This is a genomic window from Micromonospora sp. NPDC002296, assembly GCF_040296145.1.
Lineage (GTDB): Bacteria > Actinomycetota > Actinomycetes > Mycobacteriales > Micromonosporaceae > Micromonospora.
The window spans coordinates 169911-195306 of the sequence record NZ_JBEOWQ010000003.1 but is presented as its reverse complement, the minus strand read 5'-3'; the positions used below and the strand labels follow the sequence as shown (position 1 = coordinate 195306).

General features: G+C 74.0%; 25 protein-coding genes. 7 read left to right on the top strand and 18 right to left on the bottom strand.

What is annotated here, in order from left to right; genetic code table 11:
* Window positions 1-42: 42 nt before the first annotated feature.
* From ABT023_RS04120 to ABT023_RS04095, 6 genes are all read right to left on the bottom strand, one after another.
* Entirely contained in the window at window positions 43-576 is a 534-nt protein-coding gene (locus tag ABT023_RS04120) for a hypothetical protein (protein WP_350881474.1), read from the bottom strand.
* Window positions 577-625: 49 nt separating this feature from the next.
* On the bottom strand, window positions 626-1882 hold the full coding sequence (locus ABT023_RS04115) for an outer membrane protein assembly factor BamB family protein (RefSeq protein ID WP_350881473.1): 1257 nt from the start codon (window positions 1880-1882) through the stop codon (window positions 626-628).
* Window positions 1883-1931: 49 nt separating this feature from the next.
* On the bottom strand, window positions 1932-2414 hold the full coding sequence (locus ABT023_RS04110) for an SRPBCC family protein (RefSeq protein ID WP_350881471.1): 483 nt from the start codon (window positions 2412-2414) through the stop codon (window positions 1932-1934).
* Window positions 2415-2536: 122 nt separating this feature from the next.
* Window positions 2537-2746: a DUF397 domain-containing protein gene (locus tag ABT023_RS04105; RefSeq protein WP_350881469.1), complete on the bottom strand. Its 210-nt coding sequence runs from the start codon at window positions 2744-2746 to the stop codon at window positions 2537-2539.
* Between the two features lie 196 nt (window positions 2747-2942).
* Window positions 2943-4139, bottom strand: a complete 1197-nt coding sequence (fahA, locus tag ABT023_RS04100) for a fumarylacetoacetase (RefSeq protein ID WP_350881467.1) — start codon at window positions 4137-4139, stop codon at window positions 2943-2945.
* Window positions 4136-5002 (bottom strand): hypothetical protein, encoded by an 867-nt coding sequence (locus ABT023_RS04095; protein ID WP_350881465.1) that lies wholly within the window; start codon window positions 5000-5002, stop codon window positions 4136-4138. The genes fahA and ABT023_RS04095 overlap by 4 nt, the downstream gene beginning before the upstream one ends.
* A 94-nt stretch (window positions 5003-5096) precedes the next feature.
* On the opposite strand from ABT023_RS04095, the gene ABT023_RS04090 reads away from it, so the two are divergent.
* Window positions 5097-6263: a homogentisate 1,2-dioxygenase gene (locus ABT023_RS04090; RefSeq protein ID WP_350881463.1), complete on the top strand. Its 1167-nt coding sequence runs from the start codon at window positions 5097-5099 to the stop codon at window positions 6261-6263.
* A gap of 108 nt (window positions 6264-6371) precedes the next feature.
* Here ABT023_RS04090 and ABT023_RS04085 read toward each other — a convergent pair whose 3' ends face one another.
* From ABT023_RS04085 to ABT023_RS04065, 5 genes are all read right to left on the bottom strand, one after another.
* Window positions 6372-7949, bottom strand: a complete 1578-nt coding sequence (locus ABT023_RS04085; RefSeq protein WP_350881461.1) for a chitinase — start codon at window positions 7947-7949, stop codon at window positions 6372-6374.
* Window positions 7950-8126: 177 nt separating this feature from the next.
* Window positions 8127-9179, bottom strand: a complete 1053-nt coding sequence (locus tag ABT023_RS04080; protein WP_350881459.1) for a tetratricopeptide repeat protein — start codon at window positions 9177-9179, stop codon at window positions 8127-8129.
* A gap of 7 nt (window positions 9180-9186) precedes the next feature.
* The gene (gene ispF / locus ABT023_RS04075; RefSeq protein ID WP_350881457.1) at window positions 9187-9669 is read right to left on the bottom strand and encodes a 2-C-methyl-D-erythritol 2,4-cyclodiphosphate synthase; all 483 of its coding nucleotides are present in this window, start codon (window positions 9667-9669) and stop codon (window positions 9187-9189) included.
* Window positions 9670-9685: 16 nt separating this feature from the next.
* Window positions 9686-10381 carry a 2-C-methyl-D-erythritol 4-phosphate cytidylyltransferase gene (gene ispD / locus ABT023_RS04070; RefSeq protein WP_350881455.1) on the bottom strand — a complete coding sequence of 232 codons (696 nt, stop codon included), beginning with the start codon at window positions 10379-10381 and terminating at the stop codon, window positions 9686-9688.
* Window positions 10382-10435: 54 nt separating this feature from the next.
* Complete coding sequence (locus tag ABT023_RS04065) at window positions 10436-10921, bottom strand: CarD family transcriptional regulator (protein WP_350881453.1); 486 nt, start codon at window positions 10919-10921, stop codon at window positions 10436-10438.
* A gap of 328 nt (window positions 10922-11249) precedes the next feature.
* Between ABT023_RS04065 and ABT023_RS04060 the strand changes: the two genes are divergently transcribed.
* Window positions 11250-11981 (top strand): hypothetical protein, encoded by a 732-nt coding sequence (locus tag ABT023_RS04060; RefSeq protein WP_350881451.1) that lies wholly within the window; start codon window positions 11250-11252, stop codon window positions 11979-11981.
* On the opposite strand, the gene ABT023_RS04055 is transcribed toward ABT023_RS04060, so the two are convergent.
* The 3 genes from ABT023_RS04055 to ABT023_RS04045 form a co-directional block, all read right to left on the bottom strand.
* The gene (locus tag ABT023_RS04055; protein WP_350881449.1) at window positions 11948-12673 is read right to left on the bottom strand and encodes a hypothetical protein; all 726 of its coding nucleotides are present in this window, start codon (window positions 12671-12673) and stop codon (window positions 11948-11950) included. The genes ABT023_RS04060 and ABT023_RS04055 overlap by 34 nt on opposite strands.
* Window positions 12674-12850: 177 nt before the next feature.
* Window positions 12851-13876, bottom strand: coding sequence for a type III polyketide synthase (locus ABT023_RS04050; RefSeq protein ID WP_350881631.1), 1026 nt, complete (start codon window positions 13874-13876; stop codon window positions 12851-12853).
* A 210-nt stretch (window positions 13877-14086) separates the two neighbouring features.
* Window positions 14087-14857 carry a methyltransferase domain-containing protein gene (locus ABT023_RS04045; RefSeq protein WP_350881447.1) on the bottom strand — a complete coding sequence of 257 codons (771 nt, stop codon included), beginning with the start codon at window positions 14855-14857 and terminating at the stop codon, window positions 14087-14089.
* Between the two features lie 46 nt (window positions 14858-14903).
* Between ABT023_RS04045 and ABT023_RS04040 the strand changes: the two genes are divergently transcribed.
* The 4 genes from ABT023_RS04040 to disA all read left to right on the top strand — a co-directional run bounded on the left by ABT023_RS04040 (window position 14904) and on the right by disA (window position 19527).
* A complete protein-coding gene (locus ABT023_RS04040; RefSeq protein ID WP_350881445.1) occupies window positions 14904-15734 on the top strand; it encodes a UbiA family prenyltransferase in 831 nt (276 codons plus the stop codon).
* A 136-nt stretch (window positions 15735-15870) separates the two neighbouring features.
* Window positions 15871-16665, top strand: coding sequence for a hypothetical protein (locus tag ABT023_RS04035; protein ID WP_350881443.1), 795 nt, complete (start codon window positions 15871-15873; stop codon window positions 16663-16665).
* An 88-nt stretch (window positions 16666-16753) separates the two neighbouring features.
* A complete protein-coding gene (gene radA, locus ABT023_RS04030; protein ID WP_350881441.1) occupies window positions 16754-18199 on the top strand; it encodes a DNA repair protein RadA in 1446 nt (481 codons plus the stop codon).
* Window positions 18200-18342: 143 nt separating this feature from the next.
* Window positions 18343-19527, top strand: a complete 1185-nt coding sequence (gene disA / locus ABT023_RS04025; protein ID WP_350881439.1) for a DNA integrity scanning diadenylate cyclase DisA — start codon at window positions 18343-18345, stop codon at window positions 19525-19527.
* Between the two features lie 56 nt (window positions 19528-19583).
* On the opposite strand, the gene ABT023_RS04020 is transcribed toward disA, so the two are convergent.
* The 3 genes from ABT023_RS04020 to ABT023_RS04010 all read right to left on the bottom strand — a co-directional run bounded on the left by ABT023_RS04020 (window position 19584) and on the right by ABT023_RS04010 (window position 21552).
* On the bottom strand, window positions 19584-20321 hold the full coding sequence (locus ABT023_RS04020; protein ID WP_350881437.1) for a hypothetical protein: 738 nt from the start codon (window positions 20319-20321) through the stop codon (window positions 19584-19586).
* A 161-nt stretch (window positions 20322-20482) separates the two neighbouring features.
* The gene (locus tag ABT023_RS04015) at window positions 20483-21043 is read right to left on the bottom strand and encodes a peptide deformylase (RefSeq protein ID WP_350881434.1); all 561 of its coding nucleotides are present in this window, start codon (window positions 21041-21043) and stop codon (window positions 20483-20485) included.
* Entirely contained in the window at window positions 21040-21552 is a 513-nt protein-coding gene (locus tag ABT023_RS04010) for a glycine cleavage system transcriptional repressor (RefSeq protein WP_350881432.1), read from the bottom strand. The genes ABT023_RS04015 and ABT023_RS04010 overlap by 4 nt, the downstream gene beginning before the upstream one ends.
* A 96-nt stretch (window positions 21553-21648) precedes the next feature.
* Between ABT023_RS04010 and ABT023_RS04005 the strand changes: the two genes are divergently transcribed.
* Window positions 21649-22560 carry an HhH-GPD family protein gene (locus ABT023_RS04005; protein WP_350881430.1) on the top strand — a complete coding sequence of 304 codons (912 nt, stop codon included), beginning with the start codon at window positions 21649-21651 and terminating at the stop codon, window positions 22558-22560.
* A 203-nt stretch (window positions 22561-22763) separates the two neighbouring features.
* Here the strand turns inward: ABT023_RS04005 and ABT023_RS04000 are convergent, their stop codons facing one another.
* Window positions 22764-25307 (bottom strand): ATP-dependent Clp protease ATP-binding subunit, encoded by a 2544-nt coding sequence (locus ABT023_RS04000; protein ID WP_350881428.1) that lies wholly within the window; start codon window positions 25305-25307, stop codon window positions 22764-22766.
* Window positions 25308-25396 lie beyond the last annotated feature (89 nt).

Here is a 25396-nt window from a genome sequence, read left to right as displayed (position 1 = left end):
CGGACATCAAGTCATTAACCGGACAGACCAACCATTTTTCCCTTAAGCGACAGAGTGGGTCACCGTGCCGATGTAGGTGCCCGCCACCACGCCCGAGGGGATGGCGATCCGGAGGGTCGGCGCCCAACTCACCTTGTTGTTGCCGTTTCCCGAGGTCTTGCTGAACGCCGGCCTGGGGACGCCGAGGGTGACCGCCTGCGCCGAGGTGACCTGCCCCGGAACGAGCGTGCCACCCCCGGTGCTCCTGACCACCGGCCCCGACCAGTAGGAGACCCGACCGTTGGCGATCGTGCGACCGGCACCGCCGGCACCGGCGACGAAGGCGGTCGCGGTGACGGTGGCGATCCAGGTGTTGGGATTGACGGGGCCGCGGAAGTCGGTCACCTCCACCGTGCCGAGACTCTCCGTCAGCGTGCCGCCGACGAATCCCGAGCCGAGGCTGACGGACACGGGCACGGTGATGTCGATCCCCTCCACCCGGGCCAGCGCCGCGACCCGATGGCCAACCGCCTGGCCGAGCGGGGGCACGCCGCCGAGGAGCAACAGAGGGCCGAGCACGGCCGGAAACACTCGCACGGGTGACACTTTAGAAGCTGATGTCCGATTTGTCGAAGATGTGGCCCGTTCAGGTGGCGGCGAGCACCACCGGCTCGGACGTCAGGAAGTAGCGCTGGTCGTCGGCGTCCGGGTCGACCGGCTCGCGGAGCCGCTCGACCGCCACGTAGCCGCCCCCCGCGTACGCCAGACCCGGTGCCCAGCCGATGCCGTCCCGGCCCACGTCCAGCGAGAAGCGGGAGCGCTCCGCGCCCGAGCTCGGGTCCAGGGTGACCAGGTCGTTCGCCTCGGTGAGCAGGTGCACCCGGCCGGGCTGGGCGGCGACGATCCGGGCCGACCCCAGGTCGGCCCGACGCCACAGTTCCTCGCCGGTCCGGGCCGCCCGCCCGGTCACCGCCCCGTCGGCCACCGCGACGACCCGCTCACCGTCCAGCTCGGACCCCGCCGGATCCAGGGCCGGGGCGGCCACCGGCGATCCCTCGCCGACCAGCCAGCCATGCCCCGCCCCGTCGGCCGGGCCGGTGGTCCGCAGGCCCCGGCACCGGGAGCGGTGGCTTACGCACCCGACCGGGGTGACGGCCAGTTCGGCGGTCGCCCCCGGGGGTGCCCAGCGGGTGGTCTGCGCCCCGGTGACCACGTCTCGGAACTCCACGGTGGCCGGCCCGGCGGCGCAGCGGTCCACGGCGACGAACTGCCCGGCCGCCGTGGTGGCCACGTCGGTACGGCACCCGCCGTCCACGTCCGCCGACCAGAGCTGCCGGCCGTCGGCGAGCGCGATGCCGCGCACCCCGTCCGCCCCGGAGACCACCAGCACCGGCCGGCTGTCGGCGGCCCGGGCGAGGTAGAGCCCCGGCGGGTCCCAGACCGCCCCGGCCCCGGTGCGGCGGGCGGTCCAGCCCTCGGCGGGCGCGGGGCCGTCGGCCTCCCAGGCCACCCCGCCGGTACGCGCGTCCAGCGCCACCAGCTTCCCGTCCGACCATCGGCTGACCACGGTGGTCCCCTCCGCCACCACCCCGCTGACCTCGGCCGGCCAGCGCCGGTACGACCAGTACGGGGTGACCCGGTACCGGCTGTCGGCCGGCTGGTCGGCGTACACCTGACGGGTGGCGGCGTAGACGCGGAGCCGGCCGTCCACGATCAGCGGGGCCACCGGCAGCCGGCCCACCACCCCGACCGCGGGGGTGACCGCCGCCGGGTAGCCGGCCCGGGCGGGCGTGTCGACCTCGGCGGGAGCGAGCACCCGGTGCACGACCACCGCGACCGCCCCGGCACCGACCAGCGCCGCGACCGCCATCGCGACCCGCCGCCGCCCCCTCGCGAACCCCATGCCGCACCTCCGACCGGCACCCTACCCAGAAGGGCCGCCGTCGCCCCGGTCAGGCCGCCTCCGCGGCAGCCGCCGGGTCGACGGCGCGGGCGAGGTCGGCGAGGTCCCGGCGGAAGGCGCCCTCGACCGCGCGGGCGGCCAAGCCGCCGAAGAGCAGGGCCAGGACGCGACCGTACGGGGCGGTGGACGCCGCCTCCTGGCGCACCGTGACGGCGGTGCAGGACCGGCGGCGGCGCCGCACGGTATGCAGCGTCCAGGTGGTCCGGTAACTCACGCCGGTGCCGAGCGAGGTGAGCACCAGCCGGCGGGGTGGCACAGCCTCCAGCACGACGAACTCCTCGGCCTGCCCGCCGCCGTCCGGCCGGGTGCGAATCTCCCGCCAGGCCGTGCCCGGGGCGAGCCGGCCCGGGGTGAGCAGCTCGACCTGGCCGACCGTGCAGAGCCAGTCCGCGCGGGCCGGCAGGTCGACCAGGATCCGCCACAGGTCGACGGCGGGCGCCTGGATGAACTGGGTGACCGTGACCGTCGACATGACACCTCCCGTGTCCTCCACGGTACGGTGAGTGAGCGCACGGCGGGGCCCCAGCGGCGGGAATTCCGCCGCTGGGGGCCGTCCCGGGACGAGGCGGCACCGGGCCTCCCCCGGGGTGATGATCAGACCCGGAACCGCCCGACCCGGATGGCGTCGACGAAGGCGGTCCAGCCCGGCGGGCTCACTGCCAGTGCCGGCCCGGCCGGGTTCTTCGAGTCGCGTATCGCGACCACGCCGACGGTGTCGACCAGGTTGTCCGCCACCTCCACGCACAGTCCCTGGTCGTTGGAGCGGCTGCTGGTGCGCCAGACGGCGCCCGCAAGATCGGTCATGCTCGTTACCTTCTGTCCGCTGAGACGTCCACGACGGCCGGCGCCGCTGGGCCACCGGCCGGGGGCCGCCGCGACGGACGAGCCCGGACGGTCAACGCGGATACGCCGAACCCCGGTCGCACAGCGGGTGCGATCGGGGTTCGGTGATGCGTCGAAGCGGCGTTCCGGTGGCGCGGCGGGGCGGATCGGCCCCCGGTCAGCGGGCCGGGCGCACGGTCCCGGTGACCTCGCCGAGGGCGACGGTGGTGCCGTCCGGGCCGGGCGCGGTGGCGGTGAGGGTGACGGTGTCGCCGTCCTCCAGGAAGGTCCGGGTCTCGCCACCGACCTTGACCGGCTCGGCACCGCCCCAGGTCAGCTCCAGGAACGAGCCGACCTGCCCCCGCTCGGGTCCGGACACGGTGCCGGAGGCGTACAGGTCGCCGGTGCGCAGGGACGCGCCGTTGACGGTGAGGTGGGCGAGCTGCTGAGCGGGGGTCCAGTACATCGTGGCGAACGGCGGCTCGCTGACCCGCTCACCGTTCCACTCCACTGCCAGCCGCAGGTCCAGCCCGACGTGCGGCACGTCGCGCAGGTACTCCGCGACCGGCGGGTCCTGGTCCGGCGCGGGCACGAACGCATCGGCCAGCGCGTCGAGCGGGGTCACCCAGGCCGACACGGAGGTGGCGAAGGACTTGCCGAGGAACGGCCCGAGCGGCTGGTACTCCCAGGCCTGGATGTCCCGGGCGGACCAGTCGTTGACCAGCACCACCCCGAAGACGTGGTCGGCGAAGTCGGCCGCCGCGACCCGGTCACCGAGCGCGCTCGGCACGCCGACGACGAAGCCGACCTCGGCCTCGATGTCGAGGCGTACGGACGGGCCGCAGACCGGGCCCTGCGGGGTGGCCCGCTGCCCGGTGGGGCGGACGATCGGGGTGCCGGAGACCACTACGGTGCCGGCCCGGCCGTGGTATCCGATCGGCAGGTGCTTCCAGTTCGGCAACAGGGGCGGCTGGCCGGGGCGGAAGATCTGCCCGACGTTCCCGGCGTGGTGCTCGGAGGAGTAGAAGTCGACGTAGTCGGCCACCTCGAACGGCAGCAACAGCTCGACCTCGGCGAGCGGGACGAGCAGCGGTTCCACCGCCGCCCGGTGAGCCTCGTCGGTGAGCAGCTCGGTCACCCGCTGCCGCACGGCCGTCCACTGCGGACGACCCAGCGCCAGGAACGCGTTGAGGGAGTGCCGGCCCAACGCGCCGGCGGCCAGCACCAGCCCGGCCGCCTCGGCGCCGGCCAGGTCGAGCACGAAGTTCCCGATGCGTACGCCGATCCGGGGATCGTCCCCGCCCCACCGGAACACCCCGTACGGCAGGTTGCGCACCCCGTACGCCGAACCTTCGGCCTCCGTCACCCAGGTCATGCGTCGTACCCCCCGTTCACCAGCCCCAGCCGGATCAGATCGGTCAGTGGTTCCTCGATGCTGCACGAGCCGAAGCCCACCCACAGCGGCCGGTCGCCGTCCCGCCCGGCGCGGGCCCGCTCGACCAGCGGCACCGGGTCGGTCGCGGCGAGCAGGGCGGCCACCTCGGCAACCTCGGCCCCGTCGGCGGCGGTGAGGGTCGCGGCGAGCACGTTGCCGAAGCCGTGGTGGGTGAAGCCGGTCTCCGGGTCCCGGTGCCGCACGGCGTGGTGCAGCCCGGCGGTCAGCTTGAACGGCAGCTCCCGGTCCCGGCAGGCGCAGATGACGGCGGCCAGCTCGACGGGGGTCGGGAACAGCTCGGCGGCCAGCCCGCCGGTGCGGAACTTGGCCGCGACCGGCAGCCCTTCGGCGCGGGCGGCGGCGACCGTGTCCAGCGCCCCCATCAGCCCGAAGGTCAGCGGGATCTCGGCGTAGACGTCGACGCCGTCCCACCGCCCGGTCAGCCTCAGCAGCTCGGTCAGGCCGGGCTGCGGGTCCTCGCCGCGCCGGGCGACCGCCACCTCGACCTGGCGGGCGGTGACGCCGGCCGGGGCCAGGAACGACAGCGCGAGGGGCAGCCCCTCGACCCCGGTGTCGCCGATCAGCCCGACCACGAAACCCTCGGCGGGATCGACGAGCGGGTCCAGCTCGCCGGCGACGACGGCCGAGGCGGGGACGAGCAGCGGGCCGACCAGGCCGGCATGCCAGGAGTCGCGGTGCCCGCGGTGCGCGGCGACCGCGTCGGGCAGCGTCGCGCTGCCGGGCGGGAAGACGGCGGCGTCGTCGACGAGTCCGGCGAAGAGGCGGGGCACCTGCGTTGACACGACACAAGAACTTACGGGACGCTACAAGGAACGGACAATAGTGTCCGATTATCGGACATCAACGGCCGGTGAACGGGACGAATCGGGAGGCAACATGCCGTACTACCGCAGCGTCGGCGAGGTGCCCCGGAAGCGGCACACCCAGTTCCGGCAACCCGACGGCACCCTCTACGCGGAGGAACTGGTGGGCCAGGAGGGCTTCTCCTCCGACTCGTCCCTGCTCTACCACCGGTACGCCCCGACCGCGATCGTCGCCGCCGAGGAGTACACCCCGCAGGCCGTCACCCGCGCGCCGAACCTGCCGCTCAAGCCCCGCCACCTGCGCACCCACAAGCTCGACGGGACCGGGGCCGACCCGGTGCTCGGCCGGCGGTACCTGCTCGCCAACGACGACGTCCGGATCGCGTACGTGCTCGCCGACCGGCCGTCCCCGCTCTACCGCAACGCCACCGGCGACGAGTGTCTGTACGTCGAGTCCGGCGCACTGCGGGTGGAGTCGCCGTTCGGCGTGCTGGACGCGGTCGCCGGCGACTACGTCGTCATCCCCACCTCGACCATCCACCGCCTCGTGCCGACCGGCGACCGACCCGTCCGGCTGCTGGCCGTCGAGGCCACCGGGCACATCGGCCCGCCCAAGCGCTACCTGTCGGTGCGGGGCCAGTTCCTGGAGCACTCGCCGTACTGCGAGCGGGACGTCCGGGGGCCGGACGCGCCGTTCCAGGTGGACGGCGAGGACGTGGAGGTGCTGGTCCGGCACCGGCGCGGGTGGACCCGGTACGTCTACGCCAACCACCCGTTCGACGTGGTCGGTTGGGACGGGCACCTCTACCCGTGGGCGTTCTCCATCCACGACTTCGAGCCGATCACCGGCCGGATCCACCAGCCGCCGCCCGTGCACCAGACGTTCCAGGGCCCGAACTTCGTGATCTGCTCCTTCGTGCCGCGCAAGGTCGACTACCACCCCGACGCCATTCCGGTCCCGTACAACCACCACAACGTCGACTCCGACGAGATGCTCTTCTACACCGGCGGCAACTACGAGGCCCGGCGCGGCTCCGGCATCGAGCAGGGCTCGATCTCGCTGCACCCGTCCGGCTTCACCCACGGCCCCCAGCCCGGGGCCGTCGAGCGGTCGATCGGCGTCGACTTCTTCGACGAGCTGGCCGTCATGGTCGACACGTTCCGCCCCCTCGACCTGTGCGACGCCGCGACCGAGTGCGAGGACCCGGGCTACGCCTGGACCTGGGCTCGCCGCGGCTAGGACGCATCCGGTCTCGGGGGTCCGTGACCGGGCCGACTGTCGTCGCCGGCCGCCACCACTGCGGGCGGCGGCCGGCGACGGGTCAGGGCGTCCCCTTCGGGCTCCGGGTCAGGGCAGCGCCTTGAGGAACGGACCGTGGCTGAGCCGGAACTCCCAGGAGTAGAACCGGTCCCAGTTGATCGACCAGGTCATCAGGCCCCGGAAGGCGGGGTTGGTCCCGCTGCGCGGGACGTACCCGCCGCAGTTCTGGCCCTTGACCAGGCAGGTCACCGCCTGTTGCACGCCCGCGGGGGCGAGGTATCCGTTGCCCGCGCTGGTCGAGGAGGGTGCGCCGAAGGCGACCTGGTCCTCGCGCAGGGCGGGGAAGACGGCGTTGGCGTTCCCGGCGACCGGGAACCCGGTGAGCAGCATGTCGGTCATCGCGATGTGGAAGTCCGCGCTGCCCATGGTGTGGTACTGGTTGTCCAGCCCGACGATGGGGCCGGAGTTGTAGTCCTGCACGTGCAGGACGGTGAGGTCGTCGCGCAGCGCGTGGATCACCGGCAGGTACGACCCGGCGCGGGGGTCCTGTCCGCCCCACGGGCCCGACCCGTAGAACTGGTAGCCGAGCTGCACGAAGAACGTCTCCGGGGCCATGGTGAGCACGAAGCCCGCCCCGTAGCGCTGCTTGAGGGAGCGGATCGCCGAGATCAGGTTGACCACGACCGGGGTGGTGGGGTTACGGAAGTCGGTGTCCCCGGTGTTGAGGTAGAGGGAGTGGCCCTCGAAGTCGATGTCCAGGCCGTTGAGGCCGTACCGGTCGATGATCGCGGAGACCGATCGGACGAAGGTGTCGCGGGCGGCGGTGGTGGTGAGCTGCACCTGCCCGTTCTGGCCGCCGATCGAGAGCAGCACCTTCTTGCCCTGCTGCTGCTTGGCCCGGATCGCCGCGGTGAACTCCGCCTCGGTCTCCACGCCGGGGCACTCGGTGGCGGGGCAGAGCTGGAAGCGGATGTCGCCGGAGGTGACCGAGGTGGGTTCGCCGAAGGCGAGGTTGATGACGTCCCAGTCGGCGGGCACGTCGGCCATCCGCACGTAGCCCGCACCGTTGCCGAAGCTGGCGTGCAGGTAGCCGATCAGCGCGTGCTTGGGCAGCCCACCGCCCGGCGGGGTCGTCGGCGGCGGGGTCGTCGGGGGTGGGGTGGTCGGGGGCGGAGTGGTGGGGGGTGGGGTCGTCGGGGGCGGGGTCGTCGGCGGCGGGGTGGTGGGGGACGCCGTCGTGGTGGGCGGGGAGGTAGGCGTGCCGCCGCCGCACGGTGCCCCGTTGAGGGTGCAGTCGGTGGGGGAGCCCGCGCCGGTGGCCAGGAAGCCGAACGACACCGAGGCGCCGGGGGCGACGGTGCCGTTCCAGGACCGGTTCGTGAAGGTGTGCCGCTGGCCGGCGCTGCTCACCGTGGCGTCCCAGTACGAGCCGAGCGTCGTGCCGGTCGGCAGCGTGAAGGCGACCTGCCATCCGTTGATGGCGCCCGGGCCGCCGTTGGTGATGGTGAAGCGGCCCTCCCAGCCGGATCCCCAGTCGGAGGTCTTGGTGAAGGCGGCCGTGGGACCGGCGGCCAGGGCCGGGGTCGCGAGGGTCAGGGTCGCTGCGGCGGCGGTGGCGAGGGCCGCCAGGACGGCCAGGAGCGGTGTTCGGGGACTGCGCTGCATCCGGTCCTCCCGGTAGGGGATCGCCCCGCCGGAGGCGTATCGACGGGTGGCTAATTATTAGGTTTGTTAACTGTCAATGTCCAGAGCTGGTCCGCAACGAAGGTTCGATCGGCGGCCTTGCGCCGGACCCGCGCGGACGGGCGCCGAGGAGGCCGGCCCGGCCCGCCGGCCACGGCCTCAGCGCACGGTACGGGAGAACACGGCCAGCTCGGCCACGGCGGTGACGGCGATCGTGAGCACCAGCGGCCAGGGCGTGCCGACCGCCGCGTAGAGCACGAGCAGCACCGGCGCGGCGGCCACCCCGTACACGGCCAGGGCCAGCGACCGGTCCGAGCGCAGCAGGCCCGGCAGCACGGTACGGGTCAGCCCCGGCACCCGCGCCGCGAGCAGCCAGCCCACCAACGCCCCGCTCAGCGCCACCAGCACCGCGAGGAAGCGGGACGGGCCGGCCGCGCCGGCCGCCGCGATCGCCACCAGGACGGTGCCCACGAGCGACCAGCCCGCCCCGTACAGCACCAGGCGGCGCAGCTCATCGGTGGTGCCCCGCCGCGGGTCGGCCTCGCCCCGACGCGGGTCGGCACCGCTCCGGCTCGGGTCGGACGGCGTTGGGGTGAACGGGACGGTCTCGGCCAGCTCCGCCAGCGCCTCGGCGTACCGGCGCCGCTCCAGCCGGACGATGCCCGGCTCGTCGCCGGCCCCGGCCAGCCCCGGGTCGAGCCGCAGCGCCTCCCGGTACGCCCGCTCGGCCAGGTCGAAGAGCCGCAGGCGGCCGGCGACCAGGGCGAGGACGAGATGCCCCTGTGGCTCCTCCGGGGCCAACTCCACGCCCCGCCAGGCCGCGTTGAGGGCCGCCTGCCCGCCGCGCGAGCCGGACAGGATCCCGGCGGCGCTGCGCTGGGCGTACGCGTCGGCGGGGCCGACGGTGAGGAGCCGGTCGGCGGTCCCCGCCGACTCGGCGTACTCACCCAGGTCGGCCAGCGCCAGCCCGCGCACCACCAGCGGGTCGACCGCGTCCGGGGCGACGGCCAGGGCCGCGTCGGCGGCGGCGCGCGCCTCGGCGGGCCGCCCGGCGGCGAGGTGCACGCGGCCGAGGGTGGTCAGCGCGGCGGCGTTCGCCGGTTCCAGGGCCAGCGCGAAGCCGACCTCGCCGGCCGCCTCGTCGTAGCGCCCGAGGTCGGCCAGAAGCTGGGCGCGCTGGAGATACCCCTCGGCGGTGGCGTCGCTGGACATCGCGGGCCTAGGCGGCAGGGGCCTGGTGGACCAGGGCGACCGCGATCCCGGTCAGCCCCTCGCCGCGCCCGGTGAAGCCCAGCCCGTCGGTGGTGGCGGCGGAGACGGTGACGGGGGCGCCGACCGCCTCGGACAGCACCGCCTCGGCCTCGGCCCGGCGCGGTCCGATCTTCGGCCGGTTGCCGATCACCTGCACCGACACGTTGCCGATCTGGAAGCCGGCCGCCCGGACCCGGCGGGCGCTCTCGGTCAGCAGCGCCACCCCCGACGCGCCCGCCCACTCCGGCTCGGCCACCCCGAAGTTCGACCCGAGGTCGCCCAGCCCGGCGGCGGAGAGCAGCGCGTTGCAGGCCGCGTGCGCGGCCACGTCGGCGTCGGAGTGACCGGCCAGGCCGTCCTGGTCGGGCCAGTGCAGGCCGGCCACCCAGCAGGGTCGGCCGGCCTCGAAGGCGTGCACGTCGGTGCCGATGGCCACCCGAGGAACGATCATGCGCCGAGGGTACGCGTCACGCGCCCGCAGCCAGCAGGTGCTCGGCGAGCGCCAGGTCGAACGGGCGGGTGACCTTGAACGCGTACTCGGAGCCGGGGACGCACACCACCGGGATGCCCTGCTTCTCCACGAGGCCGGCGTCGTCGGTGAGCGGGTCGCCGGCCGCCGCGTGGGCGGCGGCCAGCACCGACCGGCGGAAACCCTGCGGCGTCTGCACGGCCCGCAGGGCGGACCGGTCCACGGTGCCGAGGACCAAATCGCCGGCACCGACCTCCTTGATCGTGTCGACCACGGGGAGGACGGGAATCACCGCGTCGTGGCCGGAGCGGACCGCCCCGCCCACCGACTCGACCAGATCGGGCGGGGTCAGGGCGCGGGCCGCGTCGTGCACCAGCACGATCCCCGGGCCGGCGGGGACGGCCGCGAGCGCGGCGGCCACCGACGCCTGCCGTTCCGCCCCGCCGGGGACGACCAGCACCGGGGCTATCGGGGCGAGGAGGCGGCGGACCGCCCCGACCTCCCCGGCCGGCGCGGCCACCACGACGGTGTGCACGGAGCCGGCGGCGGCGATCCGCCGTACCGCGTGCACGAGCAGCGGCTCCCCGGCGAGCAGGCGCAGGGCCTTGGGGGCACCCGGGCCGAGCCGTACGCCGGCACCGGCCGCAGGCACGAGGACCGCGACGTCACCGCGCGGATTGAGCTGCGCGGTCACGTCGCGGTCCTCGGGTTTCTCTGCTGCGGAGTGGGTACGACGAAGCTGTGCGGACTAGCCCTCGGTCAGCACCTTGTCGAGCAACGTCTCCGCCCCGTCCTTGGTGCTCTTCTCGGCCAGCGCGACCTCGCCGACGAGAATGTCGCGGGCCTTGGCGAGCATGCGCTTCTCGCCCGCGGACAGGCCCCGCTCCCGCTCCCGACGCCACAGGTCGCGGACGACCTCGGCCACCTTCAGCGGGTTGCCGGAGGCCAGCTTCTCCAGATTCGCCTTGTAACGCCGCGACCAGTTGGTCGGCTCCTCGGTGTGCGGAGCCCGGAGAACGTCGAAGACCTTGCCGAGGCCCTCTTCGCCGACCACCTCACGCACGCCCACGATCTCGGCGTTCTCAGCGGGCACCCGGACCGTCAGGTCACCCTGCGCGACCCGCAGGACGAGGTACTCCCTGGGCTCGCCCTTGATGACCCGAGTCTCGATTGCCTCGATGAGTGCGGCCCCGTGGTGGGGGTAAACAACGGTCTCGCCGACACTGAAAACCATAGGTTCGAAACCCCTTTCGCTGTGTCTAGGGTAACACGCTCAGGCACCGATGTCCCACCGCTGTCCTGACCGTTGGCGCAGCTCAGGGGCCCTGTGAGAGGTCTTTCTTCAGCTTGACAGGCGGCCAAACCGATGGTCTGAACACGCTCCGTAATCGCTAGGTGACCCCCCGGTGGAGGGTTGGCGGAGCGTGGATTTGTGGGCGATGCGCTCTTTCCATGGTAGCCCGGCCGCACCAGCCCCGCTCAGATGTAGCGGGAGGAGGGGCCGGTGCGGGACCCTTGAGGCGAACCGCTGTCCGCACACCGAGCCGGTTCGAGGGGGTCCGATGGGCATGCCCGACGCAGATGGTCACGGCCCCTCCGACGGGCTCCCCGGTCTGCCCCCGGAGTGGGGCCGGGTGGTGGTGCCGGACGACGCATCCGCGCTGGCCGAGGAGGCTGCGCAGGTCCGGCTCGAGCTGCGCCCGCGGGCCGGCCGGAACCGGTGGCGGCGGCTGCTCGGCCTGGCCTCCCGGCCGGACGGTCGGATGCCGCTCGGGCTGCCGCTGCTGGTGCTGCTCGTGGCGTTGCTCACCACCGCCGCCGGACTGTTCGCCGTCACCTGGCCCCGCACGTCCCGCTCAGGCGACCGCCCCACCGTCGTGCCGTACCCGACGGCGACCGACCTGACCGGTCGCGCGCTGCCCGCCCTGGAACTGGTCGACGCCGACGACTCGATCGTGTCGTTGCGCGCGCTGCTCCCCGCGGTGATCATCCTGGTGGACGCCTGCCCCTGCCCCGACCGGGTGGCCGAGGCCGCCGCGCTCGCGCCGCCGGGGGTCACCGTGGTCACCGTCCACGGCACCCGCGCGCTGCGTCCCACCCCGGTGCCGGCCGGCGCGACCGTGCGCCCACTCGCCGATCCGGGCGGCGGGCTGCGCGCGTTCCTGCGCGTGCCGCCCCGTCCCGGCACCGCCACCGCGCTGCTGGTCGGCCGCACCGGTAACCCGGTCCGGGTGGTGCCGGACCTGCGCTCCGCCGACGACTACCGCGCCGACCTGGCCCGCCTCGGTTCCTGACCGTTGACTCGCCAGAACGCCAGGGCCACCACCCGGGCGTCGACCACGATCGGGGCGATTCCCCGGGCGGCGGCGGCCAGCTCGATCCGGATCGGGCCGTTCCCGCGGCTCAGCCACGTCGTGGTGAGCGAGCCGTCGCACGTCGCCCGACGGATGTCTCGGTGGCCGGAGCGGTCGGCCACCAGCAGGAGCTGCCCCGGACCGACGCACCGGTACTGGACCAGGTGCGCTCCCGTGGTGGCCTCGACGGCCCGTCGCTGCGTGGGTTGGCCGGGGCGCAGCGCCAGCCGGGTCTGCCAGACGGTCCCCGTCACCCCGCCGAGCCCGCCGTCGGGGCCCTCGCCGTAGCCGGTGCCCGCGTCGTACCGCTCGATTGCCCGCCCGGTCGCCGGATCGATGGCGACGATGCCGGAGGTCACCCGGCCGCCGGGGTCGACGGTGATGACCAGCGGAGCCTCCTCCGGGGGCACCCGGCCCAGGTCGCCGGACGTCGCCCCGGACCCGGTCCGCCCGGTCCCGTCACCGGGATCGCGCGCCCGCTCGTCGGCCCCGGCCGCCACAGCGGGGCCGACGGGCGAACCGACCGCCGGGGCCACGGCCCGCCACCAGCCGGCACCGGCGGCCACGACGAGGACGGCCAGCGCGGCGAGCCCTCCGCCCCGGAGCCGGTCAACCACGTCGCCGCCCACCATGCGGTCGAGCCTAGCCATCCGGCACCGGTCCCGTAGACCGCGAGGCCCGCCGTCGGGACGCGGGATGCGGGACGCGGGATGCGCCACCGCCGCCACCCCGCCGACCGCGCGACGCCGCCAACGGACCGGCTGCGCCCCACTCGGGGCAACCGGCGGGGCGGTCAGGCGGAGCAACGGTCAGGCGGAGCGTTCGAAAAGGGCCGCGTAGAGGGTCAGGCCCGGGCCGAAGGCGAGCATCAGCACCCGGTCGGGCGGCTGCGCCGCCCGCAGCAGCCGGTCGAGGATCAGCAGCACCGTCGGCGAGGAGCAGTTGCCGTGCTCCTGCAACGTCGCCCGGGACGCGGCCAGCGCCTGCGACGGCAGCGCCAGCTCGCGTTCCACCACGTCGAGGATCCGCGGGCCGCCCGGGTGCACCGCCCAGCCGTCCACCTCGGTGAGCCGGGTGCCGTGCCGGGCCAGCAGGCCGTCGACCAGGCCCCGGACGTGGGTCGAGAGCACCTGCGGCACCTGCGGCGACAGTCCCATTCGGAAGCCGGTGTCGGTGACCTCCCAGGTCATGTGGTCGGCCGTGGAGGTGTCCGTGACCGAGGTGACCTCGCGCAGCGCGTACCCCCGGCCACCGGGGCGGACCACGGCGGCGACGGCGGCGTCCGAGAAGAGCGCGTGGGAGACGATCTGCTGGGTGTCCAGCCGGGCCGTGGCCGGCTGGATGTGCAGGCTGGTCAGCTCGGCGCAGAGCAGCAGCGCAGGGCGCTGCCGTGCGGTGACGAAGTCACCGGCCGCGCCGAGCCCCGGCAGGGCGGCGTAGCAGCCCATGTGCCCGACGAACATGCGCTGGGTGTCCGGGGCCATGCCCAGGTCCCGGGCGAGCAGGATGTCCAGCCCGGGGGTGGCGTACCCGGTGCACGAGCAGACCACGAACAGGCCGATGTCGCGGGCGTCCAGGCCGGCGGCGGTGAGCGCCCGGCCGACCGCCTCCTTGCCCAGCGGCAGCGCCTCGACCTGGTAGCGGCGCAGCCGGCGCTCGGTCGACCAGTCCGAGACGTCCTCCAGCAACGGGTTGACCGCCGCCTGCCGCCGGTTCACCCCGGAGTTGGCGAAGATCCGTTCTGCCAGCGCCCGGGTCCGGCCCGAGAAGTGCTTCGAGAAGAAGCCCTGCCAGAGCTCGTCCTGCGCGGCACCTGGCGGCTGCGCCGTCCCCATGCCCGCGATCACCGGTACGGCCACGTTCCCACCTCTCGTCCGCGAACCATGTCGTCCCCGCGTCGCCTCCGTCCGACGACCACGGGACCGCCTTCCTCACGTTCACCAACGAGGGGCCGGGCCGGCGCGGTCCGGGACGCCGCCCGGGTCGCGGGCGGGACACTCGTGTGGCGCCTTCCCGGCGCCCCCACTACCCCGATGCCGACCCGGCTACCCGCGCCGGACCCCCCGCCCCTGGTACAGCACCGAAGTCGACCATGTCGGCCTGATCCGTGGCACCCGCCCGACCGTCGTCGGCTGTGGACGACCACCGGACCGGATCCGGCGCAGCAGCCAGGCCAGCGTCCCGACCAACCCCGGGCGGATGCCCCGGACCCGCAGGTCGACGCCGTGCCGGGCGCACTCGGCGACCAACTCCCGGTGGTCCACGAACAACCGTGGATCATGGATGCCCCGGGGCACGGTCGGCAGCCGCTCGCCGATCTCGACCGCGATCAGCCGGCTCAACGCGGTGTCGTTCAGGGTGTCCAGGACCAGCAGCCCGCCCGGACGGAGCAGCCGGCACGCCTCGGCCACCGCCCGCCGCCAGTCGGGCACGTGCTCCAGCAGTTCGCCGGCGGCCACCACGTCGGCGCAGCCGTCGGCCAGCGGCACGGCGGTGGCATCGCCGTTGACGGGGGTCACCCCGTGCCGCGCGGCCTGGGCCAGGGCCGAGCGGGTGAGGTCGACCCCGACGTGCCGGTAGCCCTTGCCGGCCAGGTGCGGGGCGAGCAGCCCGGCGCCGCAGCCCAGGTCGACCAGGAGTGCGTCGGGCCGGGCGGCCGGCGGCACGAGGGCCGCCCGGGCCTGGGCCAGCCAGTGCAGCATGGCGAACGCCCCGTCGGGACGCCACCACTCGTCGGCCAGGTCGTCGTACTGCCGTGGATCGTTCGGGGGTAGCAGGCGGGGGCGGTCGGACACCCGGGACGAACCGTCGCGCATGGCACCGAGCGTGGCACGACTGGACGGTAACGACCAGACTTCCCTTATGTCGACGACGGTGTTAGGGCTGGTCAGGGCGAGTCATCCCGAGCCCGCCGTGGCGGTGACCGTGGTTGCCGGGCTGCTCGCCCAGGGAGTGGGGCACCGCCCGTACGGGGTGGCCGTGGTGGCGCTGACGGTGCTCGCCAGCCAGCTCGCGGTCGGCTGGTCCAACGATCACCTGGACGCCGACCGGGACGCCGCGGTGGGCCGTACCGACAAGCCGGTCGCGAGCGGCGCGGTCAGCGCGCGGGCGGTCGGCCTGGCAGCGGGGACGGCGGCCCTGGCCACTTTCGGACTGGCTGCGGCAACGACCAACCGGACGGCGGCGGTCTGGGCGGTCGTGGCCCTGGTCTCCGCGCTGTCCTACAACTGGCCGCTGAAGTCGACCCGGGTCTCGGTGCTGCCGTACGCGGTCTCCTTCGGGGCGCTGCCGGCCTTCGTGGTGCTGGCCCTGCCCGGCGCGCCCGCCCCGCCGGCCTGGCTGGTGGCCGCCGCCGCCCTGCTCGGGGCCGGGGCGCACTTCGCCAACGTGCTTCCGGACCTGGCCGACGACGCCCGGACCGGGGTGCGCGGGCTGCCGCACCGGCTCGGCCCGGCCGGCAGCCGCGTGGCCGCCGCCGGGCTGCTGCTCGCGGCGACCGTCACCCTGGTCGCCGGGCCGCCCGGGCCGCCGTCGTGGGCGGGGCTGTCGGCCGTCGCGACCGCCGCACTGGTGCCGCCCCTGACCTGGTACGCCGGCCGCGGCGCCCGCCGGGGGGTGGCCGCCTTCCGGGCGGTGATGCTGGTGGCGCTGATCGACGTGGTGCTGCTGGTGGCGAACGGCCGGGTGGTCTGAGCGCCCCCGGGAAGGTGGTGGTGCCGGGTCGGCGTGCGGCTCCCGATCAACCCCAACTACCCTGAAGCCGGTCTGCGCGGGTATGGCCACCGTGCCCGGTGACGGCCGGGTGAAGATCGTGACGAGGAGGACCGACGTGACGCGCTCGATCAGGGGTTCCCGGCGGGCGGCCCTGCTGCTGTCCGGCGTGGCGGCGGCGACCGGCCTGCTGGCGACCGGTTGCGGCGCCGGCCAGGTGGCCGAGACCGCCAAGAAGAGCCCGTCGGTCCAGGGCGTCAACGTCCAGACTCCGGACAACGCCTACAAGGTCCGCGGCCTGTACGTCGAGCACCCGGGCGGCGGTGGCTACCAGTCCGGCGGGAACGCCGCCGTCAACGCGGTGCTCTACAACGACACGCAGAGCCCGGTGACGGTGACCGTCACGACGGACAGCGCGCGGGAGATCGTGATCACCGGCAGCGCGTCCGGGTCGGCCAGCCCGTCCGCGTCGACGAGCGCCTCGCCGTCGGGCAGCGCGTCGCCGTCGGGCAGCGCGTCGCCGTCGGGCAGCGCCAGCCCGTCCGGGTCGGCCAGCCCGTCGGAGGGCGGCTCGCCGTCCCCGTCCGAGGGCGCGTCGGAGAGCCCGTCCGCCTCGGCCAGCCCTTCGGCCCCCGCCGGGGCGCCCGCCCGGATCGAGATCCCGGCCCTCGGCTACGTCCAGCTCAACGTGCAGGGCGGCCGGGCCCTCCAGCTCGTCGGCCTGAACGAGGCCCTGCTCGTCGGGCAGCAGGTCAACCTGACCTTCGACTTCGGCAACGGCACGACCCTCAGCACCCCGGCCCCGATCGGCGTCCCGCTGACCCCGCTCCCGCAGCCCTCCCAGATCGTCGAGCGCGAAGGCTCGCACGGCCAGGAGGGTGGCACCGAGGCCGGCGCGGGCCACGGCGGCTGACCCGCACCACCGACCGTCGACGGCACCGTCGGCGTGGCACCCGCCACGCCGGCGGTGTTTCGTCGTACGGGGGGACTAGCGTTCCGGTGTGACGACGCCCCGATCGACACCCTCCCGAGCGACCCCGCGCGCGGGCCGGGCCGCCCGCGAGCCCCGTCCGGCCTACGAGTGCGACGCCTGTGGGCACCAGCCCCCGAAGTGGGTGGGGCGCTGCCCGGAGTGCGGCGAGTGGGGCTCGGTGGTCGAGTGCACCGTGACCGGTCCGACCGTCTCCGGCCGGGTGGTCAGCTCCCGGATGCCGGCCGAGCCGGCCCGTCCCATCGCCACCATCAGCGCCGCCCCCGCCAAGGCCCGGCCGACCGGGGTCAGCGAGCTGGACCGGGTGCTCGGCGGCGGCCTGGTGCCCGGCGCCGTGGTGCTGCTCGCCGGCGAGCCGGGCGTGGGCAAGTCCACACTGCTGCTCGACGTGGCCCAGCAGTGGGCGGCCACCGCCGGCAGCCCGTCGCTCGTGGTCAGCGGCGAGGAGTCGGTCAGCCAGGTGCGGCTGCGCGCCGAGCGGATGGGCGCCCTGCACGACCAGCTCTGGCTGGCCGCCGAGAGCGACCTGGGCGCGGTCCTCGGCCACCTGGACGCGGTGAAGCCGGGCCTGTTGGTGCTCGACTCGGTGCAGACCATCTCCACCCCCGGCACCGAGGGGGTGCCCGGCGGGGTGACCCAGGTCCGGGCCGTCACCGCCGCCCTGGTCGCGGTGGCCAAGGAGCGCGGCCTCGCCACCGTGCTGGTCGGTCACGTCACGAAGGACGGCCAGGTGGCCGGCCCCCGGGTGTTGGAGCACCTGGTCGACGTGGTGCTGCACTTCGAGGGCGACAAGCACTCCTCGCTACGGATGGTCCGCGGCGTGAAGAACCGGTTCGGCGCCGCCGACGAGGTCGGCTGCTTCGAGATGCACGAGGGCGGGATCAGCAGCCTCGCCGACCCGTCCGGGCTGTTCCTGACCCGCTACTCGGAGCCGACGCCGGGCACCTGCGTCACGGTGGCGATGGAGGGTCGGCGGGCGCTGGTCACCGAGGTCCAGGCGCTGATCGGCGCGACGGTCGCGGGTTCGCCCCGACGCACGGTGTCCGGGCTGGACGGGGCCCGGCTGGCGATGGTGCTGGCGGTGCTCCAACGTCGCGCCGAGCGGTTGACCCTGCACGACCGGGAGGTCTTCGCGGCCACCGTCGGCGGCATCCGGGTGGTGGAGCCGGCGGCCGACCTCGCGGTCGCCCTGGCGGTCGCCTCCGGCGGGCTCAACCTGGCCATCAACCCGCACCTGGTGGCGATCGGCGAGGTCGGGCTGACCGGAGAGGTGCGCCGGGTCGGCGCGGTGCCACGCCGGCTGGCCGAGGCGGCCCGGCTCGGGTTCCGGGTGGCGCTCGTCCCCACCGGATGCGGCCCGGAGAGCGTCGGGGCGGGTCCGGAGAACATGCGGGTGATGGAGGTCACCGACGTGCGCTCGGCGCTCCAGTGTGCCGCCCGCGCATCCGCGGAGTGACCGACGGTGGCCGCCGGACGGGACCCGCACGTGCGATACCGGACAAGCGCGGCAGAGCGCCCGGCGTGGCTGTCGGGGGCCGTCGTGACACATCACAGTAACCACGACAGCACCCACCGCACGCCAGTCCGTAGACTGTGCGGGTGCCGATCGACCGCGATGCCAGCAAAACCGCCGGCGCGACACCCCACGCCCGTAGCGGCGCCCTGGGCTCGCCCGCCCGTCCGATCAGCGTCAGCGTGACCGGGAGTGCCAGCGGCGCGAGCGGCGACCCGCTACGGGCCAACCTGGCGCTCATGGCGCCCGGCACCGCGCTGCGTGACGGCCTGGAACGGATCCTGCGCGGCCGGACGGGCGCGCTGATCGTCCTCGGCTACGACAAGGTGGTCGAAGGGCTGTGCACCGGCGGCTTCCCGCTGGACGTGGAGTTCTCGGCGACCCGGGTCCGCGAGCTGTGCAAGATGGACGGCGCGGTGGTGCTGTCCAGCGACGGCACCCGGATCGTCCGGGCGGCCGTGCACCTGATGCCGGACCCCTCGATCCCCACCGAGGAGTCCGGAACCCGGCACCGCACCGCCGAGCGGGTGGCCCGGCAGACCGGCTACCCGGTCATCTCGGTCAGCCAGTCGATGCGGATCATCAGCCTCTACGTCAACGGCCAGCGGCACGTGCTGGACGACTCGGCGGCCATCCTGTCCCGGGCCAACCAGGCCCTGGCCACGCTTGAGCGCTACAAGCTGCGCCTCGACGAGGTATCCGGCACCCTGTCCGCCCTGGAGATCGAGGACCTGGTCACCGTCCGGGACGCGGTGGCGGTGGTGCAGCGGCTGGAGATGGTCCGCCGGATCGCCGACGAGATCGCCGGTTACGTGGTGGAACTGGGCACCGACGGCCGGCTGCTCGCCCTCCAGCTCGACGAGCTGATGGCCGGCGTGGACGCCGACCGCACCCTGGTCATCCGGGACTACCTGCCCGCCGGCCGCAAGCCCCGCACGTTGGACGAGGCGCTGGTCGAGCTGGACCTGCTGGGTTCCACCGAGCTGATCGACCTGGTCACGGTGGCCAAGGCGATCGGCTACCCGGCGGCCTCCGACGCGCTGGACGCGGCGGTCAGCCCGCGCGGGTTCCGGCTGCTGGCGAAGGTCCCCCGCCTGCCGGTGGCGATCGTCGACCGGCTGGTGCTGCACTTCGGCAGCCTCCAGCGGCTGCTCGGGGCCACCGTGGAGGACCTACAGGCCGTCGAGGGCGTCGGTGACGCCCGGGCCCGGGGCGTCCGGGAGGGGCTGTCCCGGCTCGCCGAGGCGTCCATCCTGGAGCGCTACGTCTGACCTGACCCGCCCTGACCCGCCCCGCCTGCCCCGACCCGCGCGGCGGGCCGTTCGGCTCAGCCCGTGACGGTGAACTTCACCGGCTCGCTCAGCTTGGTGTCCAGCCGCCCGAAGACCTGGTAACTCCCGGCCGGCGGGAACGGGCCGTTCGCCAGCCCGTCCTTGCAGCGGCTGGTGTCCTTGCCGTTCCAGTCCACCTGGTACGACCGCTCGAAGCCCGGGGTGAACGACTGCACGTCCGAGCCCTTCACGTTGCCGCAGGTGTCGGAGGACCAGACCTTCTCCGCGCCGGACTTCACGTACAGCTCCTGGAAGTCCGCGCCGACGTCCCGGCTGCAGGTGCGGTTCGACCTGTTCTTGATCTTGAGCTGGAGGCTGACCACGGCACCCCGCTGCGCCGACGACGGCGCCGCCACCGGCGTCACCGAGATCTCCGCGTCGGTGCACGCCCCGACGTCGGCGTCCGGGGCTGCCGGAGCGTCGTTCCCGACCGGACCCGCCGAGGATCCCGGGTCGCGCGGGGCGCCGGACGAGCCGGAGTCGTCCGAGCCGCCGGACGGGGTGCCGGTCTGCGGGGGCAGCACCGAGCCGCTCGGGGCCGGGGCCGCGGACGGGTCGCCGGCCACCGGGGCCGCAGTCGGCGTCGGGGTCTCCTTCGACTGCGGGGTGCCGGTGCTACCCGCATTGTTGCAGGAATAGAGCAGGACAATCAGGAAGAGAAGCCCCGCTCCGACCACGACGGCTCGACGCCGCCAGTACACAGCGGATGGCAGGGGGCCGACCGTCAGACGCATGATGCCTCCACCGTAACGGCGTGCCCCACCCTCGTCCGGCGCGACGCGCCGGACCACCCTCCGCTCACCGGCACGACTCTCCACTCACGACGACCGCCCGCCCCGGGCCGCCCGCGCCGCCGGGCGGGCGGCCTGCAGGCCCGGGCCCCGCCCGGCAAGGCTCACAGGTACACCTTGCGCTGGTAGATCGCGTGCGCCCCGGCCACCCGGTCGAGGAAGAGCAGGCCGGCGCAGTGGTCGATCTCGTGCTGCAACGCCCGCGCCTCGAACCCGTCGGTGACCAGCCGCACCGGCGCGCCGGTGCCCGGGAGCACCCCCTCGACGACCAACCGGCTGGCCCGCTTGACGTCGCCCGTCAGATCGGGCACCGACATGCAGCCCTCCCGGCCCGCCTTCCACCGGCTCGCCTCGATCACCCGGGCGTTGCACAGCACGAAGGTCCCGTGCACGGTCACCGCCTTCGGGTGCCCGGTGATGTCGACCGCGAACATCTGGGCGCTCACGCCGACCTGGGGCGCGGCGAGGCCCACGCAGCCCGGCGAGACGCGCATCGTGGCGACCAGGTCAGCAGCGAGGCGGACCGCCTCGTCGGAAGTCGGGTCCACCTCCGACCCGGGCCTGCCGAGCACCGGGTCCGGGGCGGAGACCACCGGGCGCACCTCGCCGGACGCCGCCAGCGCCTCGGCTGTCCAGTCGCCGAGGCCGACGTACTCCGCGGTCACAACAGGTCCGAGTCCGCCGGGCGGAGGCTGACCCCGACGCCGAGTTCCGCGGCTTTACGGGCCAGCCGGCCGGCCACCTCGTCGGAGGAACCCGGCGGCAGCTCGACCTCGGCCACCACCACGTAGAGCGAGCCGGTCAGCCGGGTGCTCAGGTCGGTGACGTTGCCGCCCACGTCGGTCAGCACCCGGGTCATCGCCGCGACGATGCCCATCCGGTCCGCGCCGTGCACCGAGAGCACATACGGCTCACCGGTCGGCGGCGTCGCGCCGTCGGGGGTGACCGCCCGCACGGTGGCCAGGAGTTGACCGTCGGCGGCGAGCGGGGCCAGCCCGGCCTCGACGTCGGCGGCGGCCGGACCGACGCAGATCAGGGTCATCGCGAAGTGACCCCGCAGCCGGGTCATCGTGGAGTCCGTGAGGTTCGCGCCGAGCCGGGCGAGCACCTCGGCGACGTCGGCCACGATGCCGGGCCGGTCCCGGCCGATGACGGTGATCGCGAGCTCGTTCATCCGGGCATTCTGCCCGATCCGGTCCGGTCCCCCGCACCGCCCCGCCCGGCCCGCCCAACCTACGGGAAGATCGCCCGTGACATGATCGGCGACGCGATGTCCGAACCCACTTTCGCCACCCTGGTCAGCCGGTGGTACGAGCAGAACGCCCGCGACCTGCCGTGGCGGGCGCCCGGTGTGGGCGCCTGGGCGATCCTGGTCAGTGAGGTCATGCTCCAGCAGACGCCGGTGGTACGGGTGCTGCCGGCCTTCCAGGCGTGGCTGGCCCGCTGGCCGACCCCCGCCGCGTTGGCCGACGACACGCCCGCCGAGGCGATCCGGATGTGGGGGCGGCTCGGCTATCCCCGCCGTGCGGTGCGGCTGCGCGACTGCGCGGTGACGATCGTCGAGCGGCACGGCGGCGCGGTGCCGGACCGGCTGGACCAGCTACTGGCGCTGCCCGGAGTGGGCACCTACACGGCCCGCGCGGTGGCCGTCTTCGCGTACGGCCAGCGGCACCCGGTGGTGGACACCAACGTGCGCCGGGTGGTCTGCCGGGCGATCGCCGGGGAGCCGGACGCCGGCCCGGCCACCCGCCCCGCCGACCTGGTGGCCACCGAGGAGCTGTTGCCTTCGGAGCCGGCCGCCGCCGCCCTGGCGAGCGCCGCGTTCATGGAGCTGGGGGCAATGGTCTGCGTCGCCCGCTCGCCCCGCTGCCCGGGGTGCCCGGTGGAGTCCGTCTGCGCCTGGCGGGCGTCCGGCCAGGCGGCCCCGGCCGGCCCGACCCGCCGGCCCCAGCGGTACGCCGGCACCGACCGGCAGGTACGCGGGCTGCTGTTGGCGGTGCTGCGGGAGGCCACCGGCCCGGTGCCGCACCAGCGGCTGGACCAGGTCTGGACCGACGACGTGCAGCGCTCCCGGGCGCTGGCCGGGCTGGTCACCGACGGGCTGGTGGAGCCGGTCGGCGAGGCGGAGTTCCGTCTGGCTGGCGACGGCCCCACGGCACCGGCGCTGCCCACGGGCGGCTGACCCACCCCCGGCCAGGGCCCGGCCCTCCGCCCCGGACGACCCGTCGGGGTGGGAACGGCACGACAAGGCCGCACGACGAAAGGCGACGGCCCCGGTGGCTCTCGCCGACCGGGGCCGTCGCCCTCTTGCGCTGCGGTTTACCCCAGCGCTGTCGTCTACTCGTCCGCGCCCGAGGCGGCGGTACTTTACCCCAGCGCTGTCGTCTACTCGTCCGCGCCTGAGGCGGCGGTACCGGCGGCGGTACCGCCGAGGTCGGCCGGCACGGCGTCCGGCACGGCGTCCGGCCGGTCGGTGCCCCGGAAGACGAGATGGGACTTGTCGATGTTGTTCGGGTCGCCCTCGCAGTCCACGACCACGATCTGACCCGGGGTCAGCTCGTTGAACAGAATCCGCTCGGACAGGTTGTCCTCGATGTCGCGCTGGATCGTCCGACGCAGCGGACGCGCCCCGAGCACCGGGTCGAAGCCCTTGAGCGCCAGGTACTTCTTGGCGTTGTCGGTCAGCTCCAGGCCCATGTCCTTGTTGCGCATCTGGCTCTCGATGCGGGTGATCATGATGTCAACGATCGACAGGATCTCCTGCTGACGCAGCTGGTGGAAGACGATGGTGTCGTCGATCCGGTTCAGGAACTCGGGCCGGAAGTGCTGCTTGAGCTCGTCGTTGACCTTCTGCTTCATCCGGTCGTAGTTGGACTCGGAGTCGTCCGACGCCTGGAAGCCCAGCGACACCGCCTTGGCCACGTCACGGGTGCCCAGGTTGGTGGTCAGGATGATGACCGTGTTCTTGAAGTCCACGATCCGGCCCTGACCGTCCGTCAGACGCCCGTCCTCCAGGATTTGGAGCAGGGTGTTGAAGACGTCCGGGTGGGCCTTCTCGATCTCGTCGAACAGGACCACCGAGAACGGCCGGCGGCGCACCTTCTCGGTCAGCTGCCCGCCCTCGTCGTAGCCGACGTAGCCGGGAGGGGCGCCGACGAGCCGGGACACCGTGTACCGGTCGTGGAACTCGGACATGTCCAGCTGGATCAGGGCGTCCTCGCTGCCGAACAGGAACTCGGCGAGCGCCTTGGACAGCTCGGTCTTACCGACGCCGGACGGGCCGGCGAAGATGAACGAGCCGGACGGCCGCTTCGGGTCCTTCAGGCCGGCCCGGGTCCGCCGGATCGCCCTCGAGACCGCCTTGACCGCGTCCTCCTGGCCGATGACGCGCTTGTGCAGCTCGTCCTCCATGCGCAGCAGGCGGGAGGTCTCCTCCTCGGTCAGCTTGTAGACCGGGATGCCGGTCCAGTTGCCGAGGACCTCGGCGATCTGCTCGTCGTCGACCTCGCTGACGACGTCCAGGTCGCCGGCCTTCCACTCCTTCTCCCGCTGCGCCTTCTGGCCGAGGAGCTGCTTCTCCTTGTCGCGGAGCTGGGCCGCCCGCTCGAAGTCCTGCGCGTCGATCGCGGACTCCTTGTCGCGGCGGACCTGGGCGATCCGCTCGTCGAAGTCCCGCAGGTCTGGCGGCGCGGTCATCCGGCGGATCCGCATCCGAGCACCGGCCTCGTCGATCAGGTCGATCGCCTTGTCGGGCAGGAAGCGGTCGGAGATGTAGCGGTCGGCCAGGGTCGCGGCGGCCACCAGGGCGGCGTCGGTGATCGACACGCGGTGGTGCGCCTCGTAGCGGTCGCGCAGGCCCTTGAGGATCTCGATGGTGTGGGCCAGCGACGGCTCACCCACCTGGATGGGCTGGAACCGCCGCTCCAGGGCGGCGTCCTTCTCCAGGTGCTTGCGGTACTCGTCCAGGGTGGTCGCGCCGATGGTCTGCAGCTCGCCCCGGGCCAGCATCGGCTTCAGGATGCTCGCCGCGTCGATCGCGCCCTCGGCCGCACCCGCTCCGACGAGGGTGTGGATCTCGTCGATGAACAGGATGATGTCGCCGCGGGTGCGGATCTCTTTGAGGACCTTCTTGAGCCGCTCCTCGAAGTCACCGCGGTAGCGGGAGCCGGCGACCAGCGCGCCGAGGTCGAGGGTGTAGAGCTGCTTGTCCTTCAGCGTCTCGGGCACCTCGCCCTTGATGATCTTCTGGGACAGGCCCTCCACCACGGCGGTCTTGCCGACGCCGGGCTCACCGATCAGGACCGGGTTGTTCTTGGTGCGGCGGGACAGCACCTGCATGACCCGCTCGATCTCCTTCTCGCGCCCGATGACCGGGTCGAGCTTGCCCTCGCGGGCGGCCTGGGTCAGGTTCCGGCCGAACTGGTCCAGCACCAGGCTGGTCGACGGCGCGGCCTCGCCCGGGGCGGCCCCGGCGGCGGCCGGCTCCTTGCCCTGGTAGCCGGAGAGCAGCTGGATGACCTGCTGGCGGACCCGGTTCAGGTCAGCGCCGAGCTTCACGAGGACCTGGGCGGCGACGCCCTCGCCCTCGCGGATCAGGCCGAGCAGGATGTGCTCGGTGCCGATGTAGTTGTGGCCGAGCTGCAGCGCCTCGCGCAGCGACAGCTCCAGCACCTTCTTCGCCCGAGGCGTGAACGGGATGTGCCCGCTCGGCGCCTGCTGGCCCTGGCCGATGATCTCCTCGACCTGCTGACGGACGCCCTCCAGGGAGATGCCGAGGCTCTCCAGGGCCTTTGCCGCGACACCCTCACCCTCGTGGATCAGGCCCAGCAGGATGTGTTCCGTCCCGATGTAGTTGTGGTTGAGCATCCGGGCCTCTTCTTGGGCCAGGACGACAACCCGTCGCGCTCGGTCGGTGAACCGCTCGAACATGCCCTCGTGCTCCTCACGTGCCGTGCGCCTTGATGTCAGATCTCGGCGGGGCCGGTGCGCGGACGTCCGGGATGGGCGTCCGTGCCTCC